An 18,378-nucleotide genomic window follows, 5' to 3' on the forward strand; every position below is an offset into this window, starting at 1 on the left:
AACTATTTTTCATTCATAATTCAGACGTTCTGTTGGGCTTGCCCAATATTTAATTAAATCCGTTCTAGTAATTAATCCCACCGGAATACTATTTTGTTCAATAATAATAGCATTAGTTGCTGATAAAAAAACTCTATAAGCTTCGGAAATATCGACTTTCTCATCTAAACTCGGTAAAGGTTTACTCATAACAGGCGCAACTTTTTGGTGAGAAAAATCAATCCCTTCATGCAGTAGTTTCATTAAAGCTGCTTCATTTAAACTGCCAATGATGTGATGGTTTTCAATAACTGGAACTTGTGAGATATTCAGTCTTTGCATAACTTCGATGACTTGACTCAATGTGTCCTGCGAACTCACAGAAACGAGTGAGGGAAAATCTTGTTTCTGGGCAAGTATCTCTTGCAGTTTTATTGTTTTTTTTGTTGGTTCTTCCCAAAAACCATTTTCCTGCATCCAGGAATCAGAATAGATTTTATTGATGTAGTTTCTTCCTGTATCTGGTAACAGCACTACAATCTGTTTCGGTTCTGATAATCTGGCTGCATATTTAAGGGCTGCTGCTACTGCTGTACCGCAAGAGCCTCCCACCAATAAACCTTCTTCTCGCGCTAGACGGCGAGCCATATTAAAAGACTCACGATCGCTAACTCTGACCATTTCATCTATTACTTGGCGGTTAAACGTCTTCGGAATAAAATCTTCACCAATTCCCTCAACCTGGTAAATTTTGGGGGTGTCACCAGAGAAAATAGAACCTTCTGGATCTGCGCCAACAATTACTATATTTTGATTTTGTTCTTTCAGATACTTGCCAACTCCAGAAATTGTGCCACCTGTTCCCATCGCCGCAACAAAAACATCAACTTTCCCATTACTATCTGACCAAATTTCTGGACCTGTCGTTAAGTAATGGGCTAACGGATTATTAGGATTAGCAAATTGATCGGGTCTATAAGCTCCTGATATTTCTTTAGTAAGCCTTTCTGCGACACCGTTGAAACTTTCTGGAGAGTCAGGCCCAACTGATGTCGGCGTAATTACTACTTCGGCTCCATAAGCTTTAAGTAAGTTAATTTTATCCTGGCTCATTTTATCCGGCATCACAAATATGCAGCGATATTTTTTTATCGCAGCGATTAGCGCCAGACCAACTCCCGTATTTCCTGCTGTTGCCTCAATTATTGTCCCACCAGGTTGCAGTTTACCGGCTTTCTCTGCGGCTTCAATCATGGACAGAGCTATTCTATCTTTCGTACTACCACCCGGATTAAGGTATTCTACCTTGCTATAAATTGTTGATGGAATTTCTTGACTAATACTATTAAGTTTAATCAGGGGAGTTCGGCCAACCGCTTCTAGAATATTATTGTAAGTCGCCATTAGAATGTTTCTAGTATTTTATAATGTTGTATTGCCGTTTGATGTTGAGAAAAAAACTTCAGACTAAACTCCACCCAATGCGTTGGCAGTAGCGTGTTCTATAGCTGCTTGAATTTTCGGCAGGGCACGGGAAATCATGTCTTGGTTGGCAGTCAGAGAAATTCGGAAATAACCCGGTATTTCCTGAAGTGTCCCAGGGAAGACAAAAACATCGTAGCGAGCTAGCAATTCGGCAAAAGCACAATCGTCTGACCAGGGTGACTCTACTAACAAAAAGAATGTCCCTTCAGGTATTTGTAATTTGTAACCCATTTCTTGGAGTGCCTTCACCATCCAATCGCGTTTGCGTTGTAAATGCTCTATATCGATGGTGAGTGGCTCCAAGTCAACGAGGGCATATTGCATCAATGCACTGGGGAAACACCAACCAAAGGGACTGCCTTGCAGTGTACGAATTATGCGCCGTATTGATTCCCGTTCAGGCATTGTGGGTGGCAAGGCAATATAGCCGATGCGTTGACCGGGAGCCATCCAGACCTTACTGTAACCATAGATGAGGAAGGAAAACGGGTAGAACTGGGTGGGACTCGGACAAGTTTGCCCGTCGAACACAATGCGGCTGAAGGTTTCATCGGAAATCAGGTAGATGGGTTTACCGTAGCGATTGGAGGCATTGGTGAGCAGATTTGCTAATTGTTGTAGGGTGGTTGCTGAAAAAATCTTGCCTGTGGGGTTGTGGGGTGAATTGATAACGATCGCTCTGGTACGTTCCGTTATGGCAGCCGCTATCGCATCGAGATCCAAATCAAAAGTAGTTGGATTGACGGAAACGCCCACCGGAACTGCACCAGCAACATGAATCATCCGCCTGTAGTTTAGCCAAGGTGGGGTGATGATAATCACCTCGTCTCCTATTTCGGTCAGCATCTGAAGACAAATATTCAGACTAATCAGACTACCGTTGGTCAAGAAAATATCTTCAGGTGCGATCGCGAGTCCGCGTTGCATCTTCAGACCTTCTGACACAGCGACTCGTGCTTGTGGAAGGTTGTCTTTGTAACCGAACCAACTCTCATTTTGCGGAATGCTCCAGCGTTGAAGGGCTTCTACAAAGCCTGGTGGGGGCAGTTCGTGAGCGTCACCCTCAGTAAAATCAATGCTCCCCGGTTCATGCTTGCGATTCATGTAGTTTGCCTTGGCAAGGAGTTCACTGGGGGTCGGGGCTTGAATCGCCTTGAGCAGTCGGGACGAGATTGTATGAGTTTTTATATCGGGATTCTCTTTAGTATCCGCTTCTTGTGCCTCCTGTAGCATTTTACTTGGTGGTTGTATTGGATCTGCCATAATATAAGGTAAGTTGACCTACTTATGTTAATCATAATCGCTGTTAGGACTTACGCACTGAGTGCCAAATTGCGTCATTCTAAGCATCGCATTAGCGCAGTGGCTCCGCAGGATTTAAAACCGACATCCACGCCCACAGCAACTATCCCGCGCTTGAACTGCAACTGCTGTGGAACCATTAAAGAAGAGTTGAAAATGATTGATAATCAACAGTTGTCACTAATTGCTTAAATGACTGATTCGCCCATCGAACCGCTGGATTTACTAGACACGGATTACGCTGACATCCTTGCCAACAGCAGCCATCCATCATTTGAACTACAACTGGTGAGGTCGGGGATTGAGCCAGCAAGAGCCCGCACCGCCACCAACTTCATCGCCCTAATGCGCCAAAAACCGGACACTCCCGAAGGATGGGCAGCTTTAACCGAGGCTTGGGAAGAGGCTTGTGGCTTCGAGCCCGAACTCGAACACCTGCAACTGCTCGTACAATTGCTGTGGAACAATCATTCGTAACGGTGCAAGCGATAGATAATCCGCAGCGTTTAGTTGAGTTCACCGCAGTAAGTTAGCAAAAGCATCAACAGGCAATCCCTCTTTGAGCAAGGAAAACTTTTCGATGTAGTTGCCATCAAATATGCTGAGGTTATCTATGCGAGTGCGGGCTGCTAAAACAGACTCCACCCATGTTGTAGAAAGCGGAACTCCAAAATAGCAACCGGGAGAATCCCAAGTTGGGTCGATAGCGTATCCATCGGGTGTGAGCAACCAAGCATGGCTAATTGGAAATCCAACATCGGCATGAAGGGCGTATCCTTCGACGTAGGTGAGGCTGTCCGAAGCAAACGCTAACTTCTGGCAATTCCAATAACCAAACTTCGGTGCGCCACATTCGATCGTTTCGGGCAATGACTGGGGTTCCATAATGAAGCCGCAGTCTAAGACTAATTCTTCATAGCGTTGATACATCCAATTGGCTCTGGCGGGCACTGGTTCCATTGCTGCAACTACACTTTCTAAGTAGCGCTTTATCTGCTCTCCTGAGATAGTTTGAGTTAGATTAGTCACGGTAAAATTCCTGTTCTATTGAGTTTACTTGTTCGAGCTTTGCAATCGATTCCACAGGGGCATTAGTTTGATATCCTGGGGATTGTACAGGAGTTCCTTGAATACGGGGAACTCTTTGGCGTACATTTTATATAGCTTGGGATTGCTTTGGAGGCTAGCTTCGGTGTTAGCGATTCTATCAGCCAATTTAACAATCAAAGCTTTTTTGTTGGACTGGATTTTTAAGGCAGTTTTGCGAAAGCAATCGACTCGGTTTCCCCCGGACTCACTGGTTACAGCCCACACAATATCCGCTGTTTCTTTCCCAAATTCAGACACAAGCATCTCATAAGTTGTTGGCGTATCTTCTAGCGTATCGTGGAGCCATCCTGCTGCTGCAATTGCTTCATCGCCTGCATAACCGAATTCGCTTAGCACTTGAGATACTTGAGCTAGATGATACGAGTAGGGATGCTCACCGTATTTTTGAGTGCCGTGTTGGGCGATCGCAAATTCTTTAGCGGTGTCTGTAATGTTCATGACATTCAATTAATTCGAGGTTAGGCAAGAGCATCTGCCGGAAATCCTTGTTTGAAAATCGAAAAATCTTCGAGATGATTCCCCTGCAAAATACTCAATTCATCAGTGCGTCCCTTCTGCTTTCGAGAATTCCAAATAGATTTTATCCACGATGTCGCCAAGGGAATGCCCAAATAACAGCAGCCGAAAGGTTCCCAAGTCGGGTCAATAACGTATCCGTTGGCATCGAGCAGCCAAGCATGGTGCAGCGGGAGAGATACGCCTTGCGCCATCGCGTAGCCTTCGACGTAAGTAAGGCTGCGGTTTTTTAAGACTAAGCGCTGGCAGTTGGCGTAGCAGAAGCTCGGTTGACCTTGTTTGATGTTTTTGGGTAGCGGTTTGGGTTCCATCACCCTGCCACACTCTAAGACCAATTCCTCAAACCCCCGGTACTTCCAATCCGTTCTGCCTGGTACTGTTTTCATGACAGCAACTAAATCTTGCAAGTATCCTTTGAATTGCTCTATTTCCGTAGTTTCAGTTGGATTATTCATCGCTTTGTTGGGTTTCTGAGTTTGTGTCGTTGGAAGAAATCGCCATAAATAATTGATATTTGCCAATCAAATTGTTAACTTTGGAAGCATCTACATTAGTATGCGAACCTATTGCCTTGCCTTCTTTGACCCGGCGCGTAATTATCTGCAACGATTCCTCTAATTGTTCGATTTCTGATAGTAATGTTGCCTTAATTGTTTCAACGTCCACAATCTCCTCCTAATTGTTGTTCCAGATTCATCAACTTTCCCAGCTTTCGGTTGAGCAAATCGGCATCGCTTTCACCCTCGCATCGCTCCTTCTCTAACCATTCTAGAATCTCAGGCTTGGGGCGAAACGAGAACACGGGGCGCTTGCTGTCGTACTTAGCTTTGGCTTTGCGGATAACTTCGGGATTGTTGGTGTGATATTGTTGCTGTGGTGAGATTTCCACAACTTCGATCGTCGTCCATCGGTTTCGGAGTTTGTCGCCACCTGGCTCTACCAAAAGCTTAGCTAAGTAATTGTTAGCGCCCCGTTCGGTTTTCCAAGTCTTCGCTCCTTCCAAAGTACCCGAATCAATGGAGTTGTATTCGGGATTCCCCTGAGTTTGGATTAGGTAGCGCACTTTGCTATCCTTTTTGAACCTGATGGCGTACAAACTCAACTTGTGACCTCCTGCAACCGCTGCTGCTGATAGCGTTCCCAAGCTTGCACCGCCAATTCTTCAAAATGAGTGTCAGGGTATTCGGGTGAGAAAGCCTCGGAACTATGATTGCGATAAGCCTGTTCGGCTGCTTTTTCTACTTGGATACGAGCTATCAGAAACTGGGATTTGTGTAGGAGTGAACCTATTTCCGCTTCTGCGATTACTATGTAACTGTTGGGGTATTGAGCCACGGCTTTGTCAGCACCCCTGCGCGTTTTCCAGCGCCTAGCACTCGACAAAGTATGGGCGTAGTAAAACTGGTCGGGTTGTCTGATGGATTGAGCTACGAACATTTAGATAGCGCCTACTTAAAGCTTGATTGTGTTACGAGTAAATAACCGACTAGCGGACTCGATACTCGGTTTCTAGGTACTGGATTATTAGCTTCCACTTGTCTTCGCAGAGTTTCCGAAATAATGGAAACTGGTCTTCGGTTATTTTATAACCAATCTGCCAAGCACAAAATATGTAACCTCCTTCTCTAAGAAATCTCCCCCCTTTTTCTCCAAAGCGCGAGTACATTTCTTGTATTGCTAACCCTGCGACTAACTCTAGTTCGTCATCTGTTGGCACGGGCAGTTCTTTGGAGGTATCCCAAGTTACTGTCATTTTCATTAATTTTTTTCCTCATTTTGGTTGCAAGGATTCTACCTGCAAGGCATCTAAACCTTGAGTCAATGGCTGAATTAATGAACGCATTTAGTCATGAAACACCCTCCCTTGTAATAAGTTTTAAAATTTCCACCTTTAAACCCAATTCTGAATGGATAGTTTTCAAGCAATTCTCTGCCAGTCTTTTGTGTGGCTGCGTTCCTGCTTTCACAAAAAAGTAAATGCTGAGAATGTCTGCCTCATCTAAACTTCGCATTAGAGCGATCGCTTCGCGGCTGTAGGCTCTGGGATACACCACAAACCGAGAATCCAGCTCATCCCAAACGCACTTGACTTTAGTTGGGCCGAGAACATCTTGGAGGTCGCCAACTATGGCAGAGGGGCCCGACCAATAGAAGCGACCGTCATAATGGGTGACTGGCAACTGCGCTGCTGCCATGTCCAAGCAAAATTGGCGGTGTTCCGGTTCAGAGTATCTGTTAGCTATGCCCATAACCGCGCTTCCTGGGGGTGGCCCAGGGCTATTGCCACCGAGTACGGCATCGTATTGATTGGGTTGATTCATTTTGTTGCTCTTTGTTGTTTCTGTTTTGACTATTAAATTGAGGGAGTGTTAGGAATTTACGAAAGAAGTTGCGAGGATTTTAGCAATAGTAATTTGCTGTTCCGGGGTCAGATTCCATTTCCAGTAGTTTGCTGTAAAATCTTTTAGCAATTGCTGAGAGATAATAGCTTCGCTCACCTCATCATCAGGAGGTAAAGCTAAAAAATCAGGATTTTTACCTGTAAGTAATTCAAATTCAATGCCCTTGACCTCGAAGCGCTCTGAATTGATATTAGTAATTTCTGCCAACTCCCAATCAAATGAGAACTTTTTGTAAATCCTGACTGGAGTACCGATAGAAGATGATAGGAAAAATTCCATCACTTGCTTTTCAGCTTCGCGTCCGTATAGGTAAATTTTCCTTTTATTATCTTCAAAAATGTAAGTTCGCCTTCTTTGCTCCTCTTCAGAGATGTGACTTTGAACCTCAGCTTCAGTTAGTGCAATCACGTCTATTTCATAGCCTACTTTCTGCAATGAGTCATACCCAGATTCATTGCAATATTTGTGAACTCGCTTGAGTGCATCCCAAGCCCCTTTGTGTGTTTTGAATGGAGTAGCTTCGGAAAAAGAGATACACTGTATCCACACACCATTTGAATTGCGATAAGCAAAAAAAGTTTTGCCCTCTAATTTGAGTTGAACTAAATACAGCATTATTTTCTAATCGTTTTGATTTTTTCCGCTGGGGGAAGTGGAGTTAACGTTTTTACCTGTGAAACTATTGGGTTATTTAGATTAGTGTAACTAGGATTAATTGCACTTATCTAAATTCATTACTGTTGGTCTAAAACGTGAGGCATCTCATACCTGGCATTAACTTCTAAGTCCCCGAATTCAACCTCTTGTTCTTCCAGATAATTATCGATTTCACCCAAGCAGGCTGCCGCCATTTTTAAATACACTTTCATTCTCGGATTGTCGCCGTGAATATCTTCAATTTCCCATCCCTCCGTTTTGGCTAGTATAAGTGCCAATCTTTCAAGTAATTCGTGATACATTGTTATGACTCCTAATTTGATATGGTTGGTATCTGACACATTTCGGACACTTTTAAGTCCTCAAATTCTAGCTTTCTTTGTGAGAGGAAACTATCGATTACACTCAAACACGTTTTGACCGTTCCTAAATACACTTGGATAATGACATCGCCTAAGTAGAGCTTTTCAATCTTTTGTCCGTTAACCTTAGCTAGATTAACTATCAGTCTGTCGGTCAATTCATCCAACAGCAGAATGTTGGTACTGGGAGAGGAAGATGTTTGCCCAATAGTATACACTTCCAGGTCTTTGAACTTGATACCTTCTTCTTTCAATAACCCATCAATGGTTTCAAGGGAAACTTTAGCCATTGCTGGGTAGACCTGAAACTTGGGATTATTGGTATTGATGTTTCTAATTGAGTATCCCTGTCGTCTGGCTAGCTCTACTGCTAGTATTTCGATTAATTCGCGATACATAATAAACTCCGGGTTATTTGTTTAGGTAGCGTCAGCGCTAGAAGCTAATTGGTGAACTCGGATAATCTCAGCTTGCACCCAATCGATAGTTGATTGAGCTTCAAAGGGTAAAGATTTGTTTGGTGCAAGAGCGTATTCATACCCCCCATTCTTGACTCCAAAACCTGCATAGTTCCACCCGTAGCTATCTTGGATATCCCATTCTTCCGAGTAACCGCTAGTAACGGGAGAATCCAGTTTGTTAATTTTCAGTCCTTTGAAGGACAAGGATTTCTGTAGTTCGGCAATAATTAGCTCAGTTGTCTTCATGCTTTCTCCTTTTTCAACCTCGTTTTGTCGGCCATCACACCACCTATCACCCAACTCTCGAACTCAACTTCTAATAAGGTGCTTAAGATAGCGATTGCGGATACTTTTCGTTCAATTGTTGGAGCAACTTCGGAGCCCTCCAGGATGCAAGATTGATGAGAGCTTCTAACCGCTCGTACCAATACTTGCGGAGCGCGTCAATTTCAGAATTTGCTAAGTTTTGATGCTGTTCGGTTAAGTCCGCCGTCGCCCGTTCAATCGCTTGCTTGGTTTTTTGGAGCTGGGCTATACAAAGCGCGTACTCCGATTCAATTTCAGCCTCGAATTCTGCAACAAGGACTTGCTGCCGCCCGGTCATGTATTCTTTGTTTTTGAACATACTCGCCCTCCTGCGCTCGCCTTGGAGTTCACCTGCCAGTTAATATAGTTCGTTTACGAACAAGTGTCAAGCCTTTGTATGTCAGATGCAAGCGATTTTCTCTCCCATCAACTGCTTTCACATTACCTCCGACAAGGATGCCTTCATCCACTCACTGCGACCCTCTCTCCTCGAATGCTAACCGTTCAAACTTGTCGATCTAAAAAACTTTGGCGGTGCCACTGCAAAGCATCGGGGCGGGGGCGATATTCTTCTCGTGGCGGTAGCATGATGCGCTCGCCGTGAAAATCTCTGATGGGGCGAGCGTGGGGGGAATCTTCTCTCAAAGTATCGGAAACTACGATCGTGCAGTCGTCGTTGAGGGTAAACCAAAAGCGGTCAAAAGCCCAGTGATGGTTTTTGCACAAGCTCAGTCCGTTATTGATGCGGTCGTCGTAAAACTTACTGAACGGCTTGATGTGCGCGCCGTCTACGATATTCTCCAAATTATTGAACGCCTGCAAGCCGCAAAAGGCGCAGCGGCGGTCGTAGATCGAGGTGATGATTCTCCGAAATGCAGCATCTCTGACAATAGATTCCTGCTCGCCAACGCTAGCAATCTCGTCTGGCTGATAAACGCGCCCGCCAGTCGAAAATAATTGGTTTTGCAAGTCACCGAAGGCATTGAATTGCAGCGAACGCTCGATTTGTTCGGTTTTGTCTGAGAACCAAGCATCGATCAGGGTCAGCAACAACTGATTCCTGGTTTCGGGATGTTGCAGGAGCAGAAACAATTCAGCATCTAAATAAGCATAATCTATTGTTTGTCGTATCGCGCTAATGCTCCTCACTTTTACTTTGTTTTGGCTCGATTCGACAAACTCATAACCCGGTTTAGCCTTAAAGTGCCAAAACCCATCGTATTTTAAGTGAAAGAACGGCAGACCGATATCTGCCGTCCTGTTGATTTCTAAGTCGCCCCACAGCTTCATAAATGCTGCAATTAACTCAGGTGAGAAATAAATTTGATTGTGCTGGATCTCACCACGATTGATTAGTTCGATTACCGCTAGCAACAAAACTGGTTTATTGGGAGCTACCCCCGCAGACCGACTCACATTTAAGCCCGTTGGGTTTGTTAATCTTAAGAGAGGAGAGAACTTACGACAGTAGTAATCAATTGTCTTGCCATTCATGCTATTTATTAAGTATAATATTTTTCCTTAATTTGCATTATCATACAAACTGGCAGCCTACTGAATGAACATCCTCCCACTTTTTCCCCCGCGTTCTCATCAACTACCGCATCGCTCATCCCGTTGACCGGAAAACGAGCCCGCCGGGCCCCTGGCTTTAGACACGGGGAAAAGTCGGTAACGGTTTCAACCGCCTTGAACAATTCTTTATATTTCGACACACAGTATACAGGTTGGTTGGTATATACTGTAAATATGAAAACAAAACTAAAATCCAACAGCAATGTAACCTACTGCTGCAATTATCATATTGTGTGGTGTTCAAAGTATCGTAGGTCTGTGTTGATTAACGGTGTAGATGTTCGCCTGAAAGCGATTTTACAAGAAGTTTGCACTGAATTCAACGCCGAACTAATAGAAATGGAAGTAATGCCAGATCATGTTCATGTTTTAGTAGGAGTAGACCCACAATTCGGGATTGCCAAGTTGATCCGATATTTGAAAGGACGTTCATCTCGACTGTTGAGACAGGAATTTCCTTGGTTAAAAAGCAGACTGCCAACTCTGTGGACGAATAGTTACTTTGTTGCAACAGTTGGCGGTGCGCCACTATCAGTGGTCAAGCAGTATATCGAAAATCAAAAAAATGTCTAATTACGGATGCCAGCAAAACTTAATTAATGCTGATTTCAGTCTGAAAGCAATTTTAGAGTTTGTCTGTGGTGAATCAAACAAGCTAGCAAACTGCGCCTTGTACTACGGTCGTCAGTTGTATTTCAAAACTGGCAAAATCCCTGGGAAATATGATTTCCATAAAATGTTTAAATCGAATTTGCATTTTAAGGCTCTGTATTCCCATGTCGCACAGCAAACTTTAACCAGTGTCGCTGAATCCTTCAGTTCATACATTGGGCGGCTATTGGGAATCAAATCTGGGACTGTTACGCAGCACCCAAAGCTACCAAAATACAGAAAAGATTCTCTGAAATTAGTGACATTCCCGATCGCGGATGTCAAACTCAAAAACGGGTTGTTACGGTTCCCACTAGGTAGTAAAGTCAAGCTTTGGTTTGGAATCGGAGAATTTTTCTTGCCGATGCCGTCAAACTTGGACTACAAGAAACTGGTTGAAATTCGGATTCTTCCCAGAAATCGCTGTTTTTACGCCGAGTTTGTATATCGAACAGAGGAGCAGCTTGGTAGTGCTGTGCTTCCCGGAAGTGTCCTGGGGTTAGATCATGGAATTAATAATTGGTTAACAGGCGTATCCAATGTAGGAACTTCTTTTATTATTGATGGACGACATCTAAAGTCTTTGAATCAGTGGTACAACAAGCGAATCTCTGTGCTGAAAGAGAACCGACCACAGGGGTTCTGGTCAAACCAGTTAGCCCGGATTACCGAAAAAAGGAATCGACAAGTTAGAGATGCAGTCAACAAAGCAGCAAGGATTGTAATCGATCACTGCCTTAAAAATGGGATAAAAACGGTAGTATTTGGATGGAATAAAGAGCAAAAACAAAATGCCAATATGGGTCAAAAGACTCATCAAAAATTTGTGCAAATTCCTACGGGTCGGCTAAAAGAGAGAATACTTCAGTTGTGTCATCAGTACAAAATTAAGTTCCTAGAAACTGAAGAAGCATATACCTCAAAAGCCAGCTTTCTCGATAATGATTCGCTGCCTGCGTTCGGTGAAAAAACTGAAGGGTGGAAAGAATCAGGAAAAAGAATAACTCGTGGACTGTATCGTTCAGCCGATGGTACGAAAATAAATGCTGATGGCAACGGCGCAGCAAACATTATCAGAAAAGTAGCGATAAAGCTAGGATTAGATCTTAGCAGAATCAGTAGCGGCGAATTGATAGCGCCTTTGAAAATCCGACTCTGGGTTCTTCAAGAATCCCCTCGCATGCACGGCATGGGGAGTATCAAGGCATCTGGAATCTCGTGCTAGCTTGCGTTAGCTGCAATCGGGGCGTGGGTGGTAAGTTCGACCAGCTCCCCCATCAACGCTATCTCGAAAGGCTCAGCACCAGGAACGAGTTTTTGATTGGCAGCCACCACCCGTTACGCGAAACACTGATACAGCAGACGGGTAATTCAGAACCCAAGCGCCGCTCTTTTTTGGAGAGGAACTACAATGCAGCAAAAACGGGTAGGCTAATTAATAGTAACTGGCAACCTGCTTTTGAGTATCCCCCAGCTTTTTGATTGATGGTTCAACCGATGGCTAATAAGTTTCAGCGAATTAAGCTTTACTTCAACGCAGAAAAGATTTGTTTGGGCGGTGTAGATGATGACTGGTGGCTGAAAGATTTCGACGGCGATTATTGGGCGTCTGATTACTTTTGGCTGCCGATAGGCTACAACCCGATTGGAAAACATGGAAATGAACTTTTACAATTTCTCAAACCTCGCGCTTAACCAATCCGATGAAAGAATACCGCTGCACCCGCAACGCACCCTACTCCCACCCCTGCGACGGCCGCTCCGACCGGGGCGCTAGAAACGGATATTACATTCGAGCCGAAACAGCACAGGATGCTATGCAAAGGATGGTCGAGCGCTTTCCTGAAGAAACAAGCTTTGGCTTCACCGTTGATGAGTGGAAAAACCTTTCTTGGTTGGCAGAACAACTATGATGCAAGCTGAGGCAGTTGCTACTTAGTTTTCAAGCTGCTCAAACCGATCGATTACAAATTCTTCTAGTTCACCCTGCACAAATTATCTATGAACGCTCAAAGCCACTCCATATTAAAATCGCATCCCATTCCCGGTGATGGTGGGCAAGCACCTGGTTACATTACTCTCAGAGAATGGCGCAAAGATGAAGAATGGGTAACGCACTTTTTCAATGCCCAAGATGGTGGATTCTATTACGGCCGTTACTTCACCGATTTAGCTGAAGCTGAGGCTAACTTCGAGCTGCGGGTAAAGGAATATCTCGGTTTCTTGGGGAAGCTACCCGGTTCCCTAGAGCCAGAGGAACCGATCCAAATCCCAGAACGCATCCTCCAAGGTATTGATGCAGTTCGAGAAGCACAGACGACCAATATGTTCAATGCCAACATGGTGCGACTTCAAGCCGTAGCTTTGGGATATTTTGAAACCGCACAATGGATTGAAGCAAACTTGGAAATTTATTGCAGCGGTGTTTTTAGGGGATTTAAAGCTGTAACGTGATTCTTGGACAAAGTTACTCATTGATGGAATTATTGGGTAACTCTCTAGCAAGTCTCTCGATAACGTCACTAAGACTGCTTGCGGTAAGCTGAACTCGTTTTTCCTCTAGCCACTTAGTAGCAGTCTCGGTTAGGCTGAGGTTGACCTTACGCTTAGGCTCGCTGTAAATCTTTTTTCTAGGCATTTTGTTGTTCCGTATTAATTCCGCATACAATAAGAGTAAGGCAGAAATGAGGTAAAAGCAAATGTTACTTAGTTTCAAGACGGAATTAAAACCTAATAACAAACAGGTGACTAGATTTCGGCAGCATTGCGGAGTAGCAAGACACGCTTACAACTGGGCAAATTCAATCATCCTTGAAACATTGACACTCAGGGAGACGGATAAAACTATTAAGATCCCTTCTGCGATTGACTTGCACAAGCGCCTAGTGGCTGAAATAAAACCAGCTAATCCCTGGTATTATCAAAGCTCGAAAGCAAGTCCACAACAGGCTCTCACTGAAGTTAGGACGGCATGGGATAGATGCTTTAAAAAAGTATCAAAACAGCCTAGATTTAAGAAAAAAGGCAAGTCTAAGGACAGCTTTTATCTTGAGCAAGGAACTAAAGCAAAACCTGGTATCAGTAACGATGGCAACCGTATCAAACTCCCTAAAATAGGTTGGGTTAGGCTGCACGAACCATTACCAATTACGGCAGTTCACAACTGTGTAATTAGTAGAACTGCTGACAGATGGTTCATTGCTATCAAGTACGAAATAGAACAGCCCACAGTGTCTCTAGACCGTCCCTCTATTGGCGTTGACATTGGTATCAAAGAGTTGGCTGTCACCAGTGACGGGAAGGTTTTTGCCAATCCTAAAGCCTACCGCAAGATGAGCAAGAAGTTAAAACGATTGCAGCGCTCTGTTAGTCGTAAAGTCAAAGGCTCAAAAAACCGCGCTAAAGCTGTCACTAAACTAGCAAAGTTGCACCTAAAAGTGTCAAACATCCGAAAAGATGCTATTCACAAGTTAACAACTTACCTCGCCAAAAACCACAGTGAGGTGAAGATTGAAGATTTGAATGTTAAGGCATTTTTGAAGAACCACAAGTTAGCTGGTGCAATCGCCGACTGCGGTATGTACGAATTCAAGCGTCAACTTGAATATAAAACCGAAAAATTTAACTCAAAATTGACGCTCATAGATCGATTCTTTCCTAGCAGTCAAATCTGTTCAAATTGCTGTAATCATCGGCATAAAATGCCATTAAGAGTCCGAGCCTTTGAATGTCCCAGTTGTGGAAATATTCAAGACCGTGACTTGAATGCGTCGAAAAATATAGAACGTTGGTTTGAAGGAATATTTATTCCAGAACGTTCAGAATTGGCGGTGAGTTCCACCGTGTCAGCCTGCGGAGTAGACAAACCCGACAGCAGTCATGTTGTCGCTACTGTGAAACAGGAAGTTAACACCACAAGCACTCATGTTCAGCTATGTCTAGATTTGGGTAGCTATGGGTAAGTTTTTCAGAACGGATTCGCAGCTCTCTAAACTCGATGGAGTCGGTAACAGGAAAAGCGATCGCCCTATTTGCAGAGAAACAAGCTATGCCTAAACCCAAAAGGTATCCCGATAATTGGTCTGACATTGCGCTATCAGTTAAGGAAAACGCGGGGTGGCGTTGTGCTAAGTGCCATCAACAATGCCTCCGACCCGGTAAACTCCGACCCGGCAAACAAAGCGGCTTAACCAAATCTGAACGATGTGCTTTAACTTTAACGGTTCACCATCGCAATCGGATACCGGAGGACAACCGCCCTGAAAACTTAATCGCTCTGTGTACCGCGTGTCACCTGTCCTATCATAATCGGGGTCAGTCTAACGTATCGCCGGGGCAATTATCTCTGTTCCCTGATGATGCGATCGATTGGGAACTCATGAATTTTTCTGAGGAATGGGAACCGGACAATTTATCGGCTGTTAAATTGAAGAATTTGTAGCTATTGCTTCAAGCAGAAACAGACCGACTTTCTTGTGCAATCCCTGGTTTTGTTGGGGACAGCCAATCTGAATCAAGCATTTAGGGCACCCGTCAGAACACTCGCAATTTAAAGCTAGAGACATTGCTTTAGCAGCGAATAACGGTAACTGCTTCCCGATTTCTTCAGATGCTCCATTTCCCCCATCCGTGGTATCAAAAAAATAGGCGACGATACCCGAATCATCTAGTTCTACCGTACTGTTCACATCGTGAGTAGAGGAAAGCACGACTAGGGGAACAGCTAGTTGAATTTGATGAGCCATACTGTGCAACGCAACTGCAACGGGAGGGCTTTTAAACAAACCTTCCAACTCTTGAGGAATATCATCTCCATATTGGGCTTTTGCACTAGCTCTTTGGCGGTTAACTTCCTCTGTAATTGCAGCAATTAGAGCCGGATTTACTTCAACTTTAACGACGGGAGCTTCATATTGTATTTGATAAGACGGAGTGAACGGTACGGATTTAATAAGTTTATTTATTTCGATCGATTTCAAACTCCGACCACAAGACGGACATATTTTACCTTCAAGGGGCTGTTGGTGGCGACGGCATTTGACATTAGTGCAAGTTTGTCGATATTCTCTTTTAAAAAGCTTATAGCCCGCTACTTCTGATGTAATCTTTCCCCATCCCAAAGTTAACGTCAACCTTGCGTCTGGTAAGCTGGTAGGAATAATGCGGGGTTCTTCTAGGTTTTCTAAAAGTTCGATTTGTAAACCTAAATCAGGTTCAGTAAACAAGCTGGGGTCTTCTTCAAAGGGCTGGAGTATTGCTTTGTTCTGGTCGATATCTAAGCTTTGACACCGATAAGTAACTAAACGGTTGCTTTCGTCAAAAGCCGTATAAATTGCACCGGGAAAGACTTCTCGATAGGCAATGTCACGCGACATTTCTTCAAAGGATTCTCCCGTATTCTCATCAATTAATTCAATAGCATCTATAGCGTTGCCTCTAATATTGACTTTTAGATGAGGTTCTCCTCGCCCTCGGAGCGTACTATTGCGAACGAAGAAAAGTCTATCTTGATGCAGCAGTGCCTCAGCAACGGCACCTCCGACAGCATCAAATCGACTTTCTACCTCAACAGCAGGCAAACCGCTTTCGACGCAGCAACATTCAAGGTGTTTGCTGACAATGGTGGGATAATTAGGATTGAATGCAGCGCTTTCTGCTTCTCCTGCTAGCAATTTGTCAGGATTCTTACCGTAATAGTAGTCTAAGGAACTTTGGGCAATTGGCAAGAAAATTACCAATCCCGGATTTACTCTCCCGGCACGTCCCAGCCTCTGACGAAAGGACATAATAGAACCGGGGTATCCTTTCACCAAACAGCAATCTAATTCTGGTAAATCCAGTCCAGCTTCTAATGCTGATGTGGAAATAATTACTTTAAGTTTCCCCCTTTGCAGTTGACTGATGATATTTTGGCGACGATCGCTTTTTAAAGAACCGTAGAAAGCAGTGACTTTTTGCGCTAAATAACTATTTCCCTGTCGCGTACTTTCTTTTTGAATTAAATCTACGAGTTTTTTAACGGCTCCTCTACTATTGCAAAACACAATTCCGCTCAAGTCTTGTTGCAGCCAAGCTAAAACAATCTTGCAAGCATCGGAATTTGCCGTGTCGCTGGGAGCTAAACACAAAACAGTCTTTCCAGCACTGCCCGCCCCGCTGCCTTCAATTAAATGCAGGCGATCGGGTTGAGACGTTCTACCACTAAACCGCATTGCCATGTCTCGCGGGTTTCCAATTGTAGCCGAAGAACAAATAAATTGGAGTTTGCTGCTGTTGCCTCCCACACTGTCTACCGCCCTACGCAAACGACGCATTAGGTTAGTAAGATGAGCTCCAAAGGCGCCTGTATACGAGTGGCTTTCATCAATAACCACCCAACGCAACCGCCGCAGAAATTCTCGCCAAGGTTCCCATTGTGAGCGCGGAATCTTGGATAATTGATGATGCAGCAAATCGGGACTGACCGCTAAAATATTAGGGAGATGAGGCACAAACAGTCCCAAACGTTCGGTATAGGGAGTATCCCCTGTCATTTGCCCCACTTTTACACGCTGTTCTTGGGGAAATGTTTCGACAATACGCTGGAGTTTGCGAAACTGATCGAAAGCTAGAGCTTTCAGCGGAAAGATATAGAGCGCGGAAGTTTGAGAATTCTTCAGACAATCTTCGAGAATTGCGAGGTTGTAGCACAGGGTTTTTCCCGATGCTGTGGGAGTCACAATACTTAAATCGCGACCTTTCCGCAAGCAGTCCAAGGCTTCAATTTGATGCGAATACAGTTGGTGAATTCCCAATCCCCGAAGAGCATTTTGTAAGGGGGAGGGTAAGTCTTTTTGAATGGCGTACAACGAACCAGATGCGGGAGGGGTAATGCGAACAGCGCTAAGATTTGAAGCTAACTCAAGCGCGATCGATCTAAATTGAGGTTGAGGAATAGCGGCAATTTCTGCTGCACTTACCTGAGAAAAGCTAGCAGACTGTATTTCACCTGCACCATTTTCTTCAGCTTCGGATAAGGATTCTGGTGTTTTAGATGCGTCCCCAGAGGCGATTTCATTCCTCTCAAGAGATTGCTGCCAATCTTTGTATAGAACGGGAATCGAGTATCCGGGAAACTTGACTATCAGTGTGTTACCCATCCAAGAACTAACCTCGCCTTGCCCGTACTGGGGAGAGAAGAGCTGCTGTCCGGGGTCTAGCCACTCAGGATGCTTTCGTTCGCTGTTGGGAGTCACAGCGCGGATAAGAGCAGCATAGTCAACGGGTTCGGGGTTTGTCATTGTTTAGGGGATAACTCCATTGCTTCATCATAAGCTTCTTCTTCCAGACTGTTGGCGTTCTCTCCCCAAGAGCGCGGCATCATTGACTGTTGGATTTGCGCTTACTCTCAGGGATTCGATCGGAATCCGCTGACATCTTCTTAATTAACTGGAGAGCTGCTATGCAATCTCAAGAGAGTTCGGTGTCCGCCATTGAGAGGGAAATACTTATAATCTTCGTAAATTCGATGGTTCCATTTGCTGAGACTGTTAACAATAGCTACGTCAGGCATTTGATTGCCAAGAAGTGCCA

The 18,378-nt window shown here is 44.3% G+C and carries 27 protein-coding genes; 9 read left to right on the top strand and 18 right to left on the bottom strand.

What is annotated here, in order from left to right:
* Positions 1 to 9: 9 nt before the first annotated feature.
* Positions 10 to 1,383: a cystathionine beta-synthase gene (locus tag QUB35_RS04520; RefSeq protein ID WP_333139774.1), complete on the bottom strand. Its 1,374-nt coding sequence runs from the start codon at positions 1,381 to 1,383 to the stop codon at positions 10 to 12.
* Positions 1,384 to 1,446: 63 nt separating this feature from the next.
* The gene (locus tag QUB35_RS04525; RefSeq protein ID WP_333139776.1) at positions 1,447 to 2,727 is read right to left on the bottom strand and encodes an aminotransferase class I/II-fold pyridoxal phosphate-dependent enzyme; all 1,281 of its coding nucleotides are present in this window, start codon (positions 2,725 to 2,727) and stop codon (positions 1,447 to 1,449) included.
* A 24-nt stretch (positions 2,728 to 2,751) separates the two neighbouring features.
* On the opposite strand from QUB35_RS04525, the gene QUB35_RS04530 reads away from it, so the two are divergent.
* Entirely contained in the window at positions 2,752 to 2,958 is a 207-nt protein-coding gene (locus tag QUB35_RS04530; RefSeq protein ID WP_333139778.1) for a hypothetical protein, read from the top strand.
* Positions 2,959 to 3,243: a DUF4129 domain-containing protein gene (locus QUB35_RS04535; RefSeq protein WP_333139780.1), complete on the top strand. Its 285-nt coding sequence runs from the start codon at positions 2,959 to 2,961 to the stop codon at positions 3,241 to 3,243. It abuts the gene before it with no gap.
* 39 nt (positions 3,244 to 3,282) lie between these two features.
* Here QUB35_RS04535 and QUB35_RS04540 read toward each other — a convergent pair whose 3' ends face one another.
* The 14 genes from QUB35_RS04540 to QUB35_RS04605 all read right to left on the bottom strand — a co-directional run bounded on the left by QUB35_RS04540 (position 3,283) and on the right by QUB35_RS04605 (position 10,074).
* Positions 3,283 to 3,795: a hypothetical protein gene (locus QUB35_RS04540; RefSeq protein WP_333139782.1), complete on the bottom strand. Its 513-nt coding sequence runs from the start codon at positions 3,793 to 3,795 to the stop codon at positions 3,283 to 3,285.
* A gap of 24 nt (positions 3,796 to 3,819) precedes the next feature.
* Complete coding sequence (locus tag QUB35_RS04545; RefSeq protein ID WP_333139784.1) at positions 3,820 to 4,314, bottom strand: HD domain-containing protein; 495 nt, start codon at positions 4,312 to 4,314, stop codon at positions 3,820 to 3,822.
* 20 nt (positions 4,315 to 4,334) lie between these two features.
* Positions 4,335 to 4,847 carry a hypothetical protein gene (locus tag QUB35_RS04550; protein ID WP_333139786.1) on the bottom strand — a complete coding sequence of 171 codons (513 nt, stop codon included), beginning with the start codon at positions 4,845 to 4,847 and terminating at the stop codon, positions 4,335 to 4,337.
* Positions 4,840 to 5,058 carry a hypothetical protein gene (locus tag QUB35_RS04555; RefSeq protein ID WP_333139788.1) on the bottom strand — a complete coding sequence of 73 codons (219 nt, stop codon included), beginning with the start codon at positions 5,056 to 5,058 and terminating at the stop codon, positions 4,840 to 4,842. The genes QUB35_RS04550 and QUB35_RS04555 overlap by 8 nt, the downstream gene beginning before the upstream one ends.
* Positions 5,048 to 5,455, bottom strand: a complete 408-nt coding sequence (locus QUB35_RS04560) for a hypothetical protein (protein WP_333139789.1) — start codon at positions 5,453 to 5,455, stop codon at positions 5,048 to 5,050. Before QUB35_RS04560 ends, QUB35_RS04555 begins: the two co-directional genes overlap by 11 nt.
* A 35-nt stretch (positions 5,456 to 5,490) precedes the next feature.
* Entirely contained in the window at positions 5,491 to 5,829 is a 339-nt protein-coding gene (locus tag QUB35_RS04565; RefSeq protein WP_333139791.1) for a hypothetical protein, read from the bottom strand.
* 49 nt (positions 5,830 to 5,878) lie between these two features.
* The gene (locus tag QUB35_RS04570; RefSeq protein ID WP_333139792.1) at positions 5,879 to 6,151 is read right to left on the bottom strand and encodes a hypothetical protein; all 273 of its coding nucleotides are present in this window, start codon (positions 6,149 to 6,151) and stop codon (positions 5,879 to 5,881) included.
* A gap of 88 nt (positions 6,152 to 6,239) precedes the next feature.
* On the bottom strand, positions 6,240 to 6,713 hold the full coding sequence (locus QUB35_RS04575; protein ID WP_333139794.1) for a hypothetical protein: 474 nt from the start codon (positions 6,711 to 6,713) through the stop codon (positions 6,240 to 6,242).
* Between the two features lie 48 nt (positions 6,714 to 6,761).
* Positions 6,762 to 7,409, bottom strand: a complete 648-nt coding sequence (locus QUB35_RS04580) for a hypothetical protein (RefSeq protein ID WP_333139796.1) — start codon at positions 7,407 to 7,409, stop codon at positions 6,762 to 6,764.
* A 119-nt stretch (positions 7,410 to 7,528) separates the two neighbouring features.
* Positions 7,529 to 7,753, bottom strand: coding sequence for a hypothetical protein (locus QUB35_RS04585; protein WP_333139798.1), 225 nt, complete (start codon positions 7,751 to 7,753; stop codon positions 7,529 to 7,531).
* 11 nt (positions 7,754 to 7,764) lie between these two features.
* Positions 7,765 to 8,211, bottom strand: coding sequence for a hypothetical protein (locus QUB35_RS04590; protein ID WP_333139800.1), 447 nt, complete (start codon positions 8,209 to 8,211; stop codon positions 7,765 to 7,767).
* 21 nt (positions 8,212 to 8,232) lie between these two features.
* The gene (locus QUB35_RS04595; protein ID WP_333139802.1) at positions 8,233 to 8,520 is read right to left on the bottom strand and encodes a hypothetical protein; all 288 of its coding nucleotides are present in this window, start codon (positions 8,518 to 8,520) and stop codon (positions 8,233 to 8,235) included.
* A gap of 82 nt (positions 8,521 to 8,602) precedes the next feature.
* Positions 8,603 to 8,899: a hypothetical protein gene (locus QUB35_RS04600; protein WP_333139804.1), complete on the bottom strand. Its 297-nt coding sequence runs from the start codon at positions 8,897 to 8,899 to the stop codon at positions 8,603 to 8,605.
* A 185-nt stretch (positions 8,900 to 9,084) separates the two neighbouring features.
* Positions 9,085 to 10,074 (bottom strand): HNH endonuclease, encoded by a 990-nt coding sequence (locus QUB35_RS04605; protein WP_333139806.1) that lies wholly within the window; start codon positions 10,072 to 10,074, stop codon positions 9,085 to 9,087.
* Between the two features lie 255 nt (positions 10,075 to 10,329).
* Between QUB35_RS04605 and tnpA the strand changes: the two genes are divergently transcribed.
* The 5 genes from tnpA (at position 10,330) to QUB35_RS04630 (ending at position 13,260) form a co-directional block, all read left to right on the top strand.
* Positions 10,330 to 10,728 (top strand): IS200/IS605 family transposase, encoded by a 399-nt coding sequence (gene tnpA, locus QUB35_RS04610; RefSeq protein ID WP_333103011.1) that lies wholly within the window; start codon positions 10,330 to 10,332, stop codon positions 10,726 to 10,728.
* Positions 10,721 to 12,031 carry a transposase gene (locus QUB35_RS04615; protein WP_333139808.1) on the top strand — a complete coding sequence of 437 codons (1,311 nt, stop codon included), beginning with the start codon at positions 10,721 to 10,723 and terminating at the stop codon, positions 12,029 to 12,031. The genes tnpA and QUB35_RS04615 overlap by 8 nt, the downstream gene beginning before the upstream one ends.
* A gap of 272 nt (positions 12,032 to 12,303) precedes the next feature.
* Positions 12,304 to 12,501, top strand: a complete 198-nt coding sequence (locus QUB35_RS04620; RefSeq protein ID WP_333139810.1) for a hypothetical protein — start codon at positions 12,304 to 12,306, stop codon at positions 12,499 to 12,501.
* Between the two features lie 8 nt (positions 12,502 to 12,509).
* Entirely contained in the window at positions 12,510 to 12,719 is a 210-nt protein-coding gene (locus tag QUB35_RS04625) for a hypothetical protein (RefSeq protein WP_333139812.1), read from the top strand.
* Between the two features lie 88 nt (positions 12,720 to 12,807).
* Entirely contained in the window at positions 12,808 to 13,260 is a 453-nt protein-coding gene (locus QUB35_RS04630) for a DUF5049 domain-containing protein (RefSeq protein WP_333139814.1), read from the top strand.
* Positions 13,261 to 13,273: 13 nt separating this feature from the next.
* Here the strand turns inward: QUB35_RS04630 and QUB35_RS04635 are convergent, their stop codons facing one another.
* A complete protein-coding gene (locus QUB35_RS04635; RefSeq protein WP_333139816.1) occupies positions 13,274 to 13,444 on the bottom strand; it encodes a hypothetical protein in 171 nt (56 codons plus the stop codon).
* 61 nt (positions 13,445 to 13,505) lie between these two features.
* Between QUB35_RS04635 and QUB35_RS04640 the strand changes: the two genes are divergently transcribed.
* On the top strand, positions 13,506 to 14,768 hold the full coding sequence (locus tag QUB35_RS04640) for an RNA-guided endonuclease TnpB family protein (RefSeq protein WP_333139818.1): 1,263 nt from the start codon (positions 13,506 to 13,508) through the stop codon (positions 14,766 to 14,768).
* Between the two features lie 35 nt (positions 14,769 to 14,803).
* Positions 14,804 to 15,247, top strand: a complete 444-nt coding sequence (locus tag QUB35_RS04645) for an HNH endonuclease (protein WP_333139820.1) — start codon at positions 14,804 to 14,806, stop codon at positions 15,245 to 15,247.
* Here QUB35_RS04645 and QUB35_RS04650 read toward each other — a convergent pair.
* Positions 15,228 to 18,086, bottom strand: coding sequence for a DEAD/DEAH box helicase (locus tag QUB35_RS04650; RefSeq protein WP_333139822.1), 2,859 nt, complete (start codon positions 18,084 to 18,086; stop codon positions 15,228 to 15,230). The two genes, QUB35_RS04645 and QUB35_RS04650, sit on opposite strands and share 20 nt — an antisense overlap.
* Positions 18,087 to 18,378: the final 292 nt, after the last annotated feature.

Origin of the sequence: Microcoleus sp. B13-B6, from assembly GCF_036705405.1 — a bacterium.
GTDB lineage: Bacteria > Cyanobacteriota > Cyanobacteriia > Cyanobacteriales > Microcoleaceae > Microcoleus.